Annotated in this window: 6 protein-coding genes; 1 reads left to right on the plus strand and 5 read right to left on the minus strand. The window is 65.1% G+C overall.

Annotation, left to right across the window (positions count from 1 at the left end):
- The first annotated feature begins 100 nt into the window (after positions 1–100).
- The gene (locus Q0C64_RS13010; protein WP_294124268.1) at positions 101–871 is read left to right on the plus strand and encodes an endonuclease/exonuclease/phosphatase family protein; all 771 of its coding nucleotides are present in this window, start codon (positions 101–103) and stop codon (positions 869–871) included.
- Here Q0C64_RS13010 and rpoN read toward each other — a convergent pair.
- The 5 genes from rpoN to Q0C64_RS13035 are packed head-to-tail and all read right to left on the minus strand — an operon-like array spanning position 868 to position 4,943.
- Positions 868–2,331: an RNA polymerase factor sigma-54 gene (gene rpoN, locus Q0C64_RS13015; RefSeq protein ID WP_294124269.1), complete on the minus strand. Its 1,464-nt coding sequence runs from the start codon at positions 2,329–2,331 to the stop codon at positions 868–870. The genes Q0C64_RS13010 and rpoN overlap by 4 nt on opposite strands.
- A gap of 17 nt (positions 2,332–2,348) precedes the next feature.
- Positions 2,349–3,122 (minus strand): LPS export ABC transporter ATP-binding protein, encoded by a 774-nt coding sequence (gene lptB / locus Q0C64_RS13020; protein ID WP_294124270.1) that lies wholly within the window; start codon positions 3,120–3,122, stop codon positions 2,349–2,351.
- Entirely contained in the window at positions 3,119–3,664 is a 546-nt protein-coding gene (locus tag Q0C64_RS13025) for an LptA/OstA family protein (RefSeq protein WP_294124271.1), read from the minus strand. Before Q0C64_RS13025 ends, lptB begins: the two co-directional genes overlap by 4 nt.
- Before the next feature lie 5 nt (positions 3,665–3,669).
- Positions 3,670–4,308 carry an LPS export ABC transporter periplasmic protein LptC gene (gene lptC, locus Q0C64_RS13030; RefSeq protein ID WP_294124272.1) on the minus strand — a complete coding sequence of 213 codons (639 nt, stop codon included), beginning with the start codon at positions 4,306–4,308 and terminating at the stop codon, positions 3,670–3,672.
- Positions 4,309–4,316: 8 nt separating this feature from the next.
- Positions 4,317–4,943 (minus strand): ribonuclease D, encoded by a 627-nt coding sequence (locus tag Q0C64_RS13035; protein ID WP_294124273.1) that lies wholly within the window; start codon positions 4,941–4,943, stop codon positions 4,317–4,319.
- Between the last annotated feature and the right edge of the window lie 392 nt (positions 4,944–5,335).

A 5,335-nucleotide genomic window follows, 5' to 3' on the forward strand; every position in this document is an offset into this window, starting at 1 on the left:
TGGTCGAACCGCGCCGTGAATTCATCCAGGAGAATGCGCTCTCCGTCGCCAACCTCGACGTCTAAGGAACATAGCCTGTGCAGCGGCGGTTTGGGCACCAATGACTTCCGGCCCCTGCATCACCGTCGCCAGCTATAATATGCGTAAGGCGATCGGGACCGACCGTCGGCGGCGGCCCGACCGGGTGCTCCACGTCCTGCAAGAAATCGATGCCGACGTGGTCGCGCTGCAGGAGGCCGACAAGCGCATCGGCGGGCGCGGCGCGGCGGTGCCGCACGAGCTGATCGACGAGCACGGCCTGTACAAACCGGTCGCCTTCCGCGTCCGCCACAAGCGGATGCTGGACCAGCTGCCCGGCGGCAAGAAGGCCGAGAAACTGTTCGGGATCAACACCCGCAACCTCGGCTGGCATGGCAATGCCCTGCTGGTGAAGAAGCATGTCGACGTGATGGACGTCGCCGCGCTCGACCTGCCGACCCTCGAACCGCGCGGCGCGGTGATGGCCGAGCTATTGATCGGCGACCGGCCGGTGCGCGTCGTCGGCATGCACCTCGACCTGTCCGGCCTGTGGCGGCGGCGGCAGATGCGGGCGATCCTCGAAATGATCGAACGGCGGCCGCAGAAGATGCCGACGATCCTGATGGGCGATACCAATGAGTGGCGCGATGCCGGCGGCTTCCACCACGAGCTCAACGGCAGTTATCGCGTCGCCCCGACCGGCCCCAGCTTTCATGCCCGCCGGCCGATCGCCGCGCTCGACCGGATCTTCGTCGACCAGAGCCTGGCGATCGAGGCGGCCGGGGTTCACGCCAGCGTCGAGGCGCGCAAGGCCAGCGACCATCTGCCGATCTGGGCGCGCGTTTCGCTCTAACCTGCCACCATCTTGCGCTGGCGGCGGCGCTGGATCGACGAGCCGATCCCCATCGCTTCGCGATATTTGACGACCGTGCGGCGGGCGACGTTCATGCCCAGTTCCTTGAGCATCGCGGCGACGGCATCGTCGCTCAGCACTTCGACCTCGTCGTCGATAATGTCCTTGATCGCCGCCTTGACTGCCTCGGCCGCGGCGCCTTCACCGCTTTCCGAGGCCACGCCGGAGCCGAAGAAATATTTGAGCTCGAACATCCCCCGGTCGCAGGCGAGATATTTGTTCGAGGTGACCCGGCTGACGGTCGATTCGTGCATTTCGATTGCCTCGGCGACTTTGGCGAGGGTCAGTGGCCGGAGCGCCGAGACGCCCTGTTCGAAGAAGCCATGCTGCTGCTTGACGATCTCGGACGCCACCTTGACGATCGTCCGGGCGCGCTGGTCGAGCGCCTTGACCAGCCAGTTGGCGCTGGCCAGGCATTCGCCTAACCAGGCTTTCGACGCCTTGTCCTGCGGGCCCTGCTTCAGCTCGGCATGGTAACGGCGATTGACCAGCACCCTTGGCAAGGCGGCATTGTTGAGCTCGACCAACCAGCCGCCCGAGGTCCGGCGGACGAACACGTCGGGCGTGATCGCTTCGGGTTCCCGGTCAGCGAAACGGACCCCCGGCTTCGGATCATAGGCCCGTAGTTCGCGGACCATGTCGGCGAGATCCTCCTCGTCGACCCCGCAAATGCGGCGAAGGTCGGCCATTCGCCCCTTGGCCAGCAGGTCGAGGTTGGCGATCAGGCGGGCCATGGCCGGGTCGTAGCGGTCGGCCGCCCTCGCCTGCAGCGCGATGCATTCTTCAAGATTGCGCGCGGCAACGCCCGGCGGATCCAGCGACTGGACCAGCGCCAGCGCTTCCTCCGCCTCCTTGACGCTCACCTCGCATTCCTCGGCGATCAGCTTCAGCGGCGTGCCGAGGTAACCGGTCTCTTCCAGTTCATTGACAATCATCCCGGCGAGCCGGCCAATGGTCCCGCCGGTCCCCTGCAATTGGGCGAGCAAATGCTCGGCAAGCCCGGATTCGCCGCCCTCGAGCCGGTCGAAGTCGAATGCTTCCTCGCCGCCACCCCCTCCGCTGCCGACGTCGGCAAAGCTGTCGACCTCCAGCGCTGCGGCCTGCCAGTCCATGTCGACCGCCGAATCCTCGGTGCCGAGCTTGGTGCCGATCATTTCGTCCGAACCGCTGGGGTCGGCCGCCTCGTCACCGAACTCGCGGTCCTCGCGGATGATGGTGTCGCTGGCAGTGCCGCCTTCGCCCGGCCGCGCCTCGAGCAGCGGGTTCTTGGCCAATTCCTCGGCGATGACCGCTTCGATTTCGAGGTTGCTGAGCGCGAGCAGCTTGATCGCCTGTTGCAGCTGCTGGGTCATCACCAGCTGCTGCGAAACGCGAATGTCGATACGCGGGCCGAGCCCCATGGTGTCAGAGCCTCGCGCTAGAGGGCAAAGCTCTCGCCAAGGTAGAGCCTTCGCACATTCTCGTCGGCGACCAGCGCCTGCGGGGTCCCTTCGAACAGCACCTGCCCGTCATAGATGATGCAGGCGCGGTCGACGATGTCGAGCGTTTCGCGCACATTATGGTCGGTGATGAGCACGCCGATGTCGCGCTGCTTGAGCTCGCAGATCAGGTCGCGAATGTCGCTGATCGACAGCGGATCGATGCCCGCGAACGGCTCGTCGAGCAGCATGATCGACGGCTCCGCCGCCAGCGATCGCGCGATCTCGCAGCGCCGCCGCTCGCCGCCCGACAGCGCCATCGCCGGGGATTCGCGCAAATGGGTCAGGCCGAACTCGCCCAGCAATTGCTCGAGCCGCGCCTCCCGCTCCGCCTTGTCCGGTTCGGACACTTCCAGCACGGAGAGGATGTTCTGCTCGACCGTGAGGCCGCGAAAGATCGAGGTTTCCTGCGGCAGATAGCCAAGGCCGAGGATCGCCCGCCGGTACATCGGCAGGTTGGTGATATCACGCCCGTCGAGGAAGATCCGGCCGGCGTCGGGCCGGACCAGACCCATCACCGAATAGAAGCTGGTCGTCTTGCCGGCGCCGTTGGGGCCGAGCAGGCCGACAACCTCGCCGCGTTCGACATGCAGCGACACGTCGTGGAGCACCGCCCGACGGTCATAGCTTTTGGCGATCGAGCGCACCTCGAGCCCGCGCATCGTCGTTCCGGCGGCGCCGGCAGAAGCATCGAAGAGCGCGGCATCGTTCATTGCGTCTTGGTCTTGCCCGTGCTGCGCTGGGGAACGGTGAAACGCCCGGTCACGCGGCCACCGCCGCCCTGGCTGACTCCGCGCATGCCGCCGTCCATCACCGCCCGGCCGGTGTCGAGATCGATCGTCAGCCGGCCGCCGTTGAGGAACGAGCCGTTGCGCTCCAGCCGGACATTGCCGACCATCGTAATCATGCCCTGGTCGAGGTCATAGACCGCGAAATCGCCGCGCGCGGTTTCGCTGGGGCTGGTGACGACAACCGCGCCGCTGGCGTCGATGCGGTTGATGTCGATGCCATTGCTGTCGGTATAAGCCACCGTCAGCCGCTCGGTGCGGAGGGTAAGTTCCTCCTGCTTGACGACGACATTGCCGGCGAACACGACCCGGTCGGCTCGGTCCTGGGCTTCGCCGCGATCGGCCGAAATATCGACCGGCGCCCGGCTGTTGTGCCCCTTGAGCGCGGAAATGCCCTGCTGGGCAACGGCGGCACCCGCAGTTGCCAGGGCCAGCGCGGCAATGGCGATGAAACGCTTCGACTTCATAGGCTTCATCTGACCGCCCCCTGACGTATTTTCAAGCGCACACCATTGTTTAGCCGAACCACCCGCTCGTCCAGATCGGCACTGAGGTTGCCGGCCTGGAATTCGCCTAGCCGCATTTCGCCATTGACTGCACCGCGCGACTGCATGGTACGCGCGTCGAGGTCGACCTGCACGTCGCGCGTCAACAGGTTGTAGCCATCGGGTCCGACAACGCGGACCGGCCCGTCGACCGACACTTCTTCGCCTTCCAGGTCATAGCGCCCTTTAAGCGCGATGATGTTGAGCGGACCACGCGACAGGTTGAGGCGGGCCCGCATTCCCTCGATCATCACCACCGGTACGTTGCTCGATTGCTGGACGGCACGGTCGGCGACAATTTCGAACTTCTGGCCCTTATTGTCCTCGCCGACATAACGCGCCTGCTCGACCCGCATCCGCTCTTTCGCCTCGTCGACCTTGTTCTTGTCGAGAATGAAGCTGACATCGCCGCGCTTTTCGAACGGCGCGATGGCCAGCAATGCCACCAGCACGACGATGACGATCGGCAGGCCATATTTGGTCGCGCGGACGACGGCGTCATGCTTGCTGCCTGGCTCGGCCCAGAGGCGCTTGCGCTCCTGCCTTCGGTCAGCTGCCTGGGACATGGCGCTGCTCAGCCATCATGGGCGAAGATATCGGCCTCGGCCCAGCCGGCCAGGTCGAGCAACGCCCGAGCGGGGATGAAATCGAAGCAGGCCTGCGCCAGATCTTCGCGATTTTCGCGGGCTAGGCGCTCGTCGAGCTGGTCCTTCAGCCGGTGCAGATAGCGGACGTCGCTGGCGGCATATTCGCGCTGGGCATCATTGATTTCCGGCGCGCCCCAGTCGCTGGTCTGCTGCTGCTTGCTAAGGTCGGTCCCGAGCAATTCCTTGACCAGATCCTTGAGGCCGTGCCGGTCGGTATAGGTGCGGACCAGCCGCGACGCGGTGCGCGTGCAGTAAAGCGGCCCCGCCATGATCCCTAGGTAGGCACGGATGATCGCCACGTCGAAGCGGGCGAAATGGTAGAGCTTGAGCCGGTCAGGATCGGCCAGCAGCGCCTTGAGGTTCGGCGCGGAAAAATCGCTGTCGGGCCCGAATCGCACCAGATGCTCGTCACCCGACCCGTCGGACAGCTGGACCAGGCAAAGCCGGTCGCGGCCCGGGACCAGTCCCATCGCCTCGGTATCCACGGCAATGGTTGCACCGGCCGCGAACAGGTCGGCGTTGGGCAAGTCTTCTTCGTGAAAATGGATCGCCATGACAGTATGAAAGCTCCTTGCTGCCCTCGCCTGAACCGACGGTGACGGCAGTTGATCGTTCCCCATCTAGTCGCATTGGCGGCTCGCTTGCCAGCCTTTACCATGGAGTCTCTAGGATAAGCGCCATTTTTCCTGTAGGGACTCGCCCGTGCGTGCAGTGATTCTGCGCGTTCTGCCGGTTGCGCCAAGAGCCCAGCGCGTTGGTTTACTGATTACAGGGGCACAAGAGAGTTTGAATTTCTATGGGTTTCGATCGAGGGCGTAAGGGTGACCGCGGTGGTCGCGGCCGTGACAAGCGCGACAGTTTCGGTGGTGGCGAGGAGTTCGGCGGATTCGACCGCGGTCCTAGCGATCGTGGCGGCTTCGGCGGCGGCGGTGGCTTCGGCGATCGC

This window comes from Sphingomonas sp. (assembly GCF_023266535.1).
Lineage (GTDB): Bacteria > Pseudomonadota > Alphaproteobacteria > Sphingomonadales > Sphingomonadaceae > Sphingomicrobium.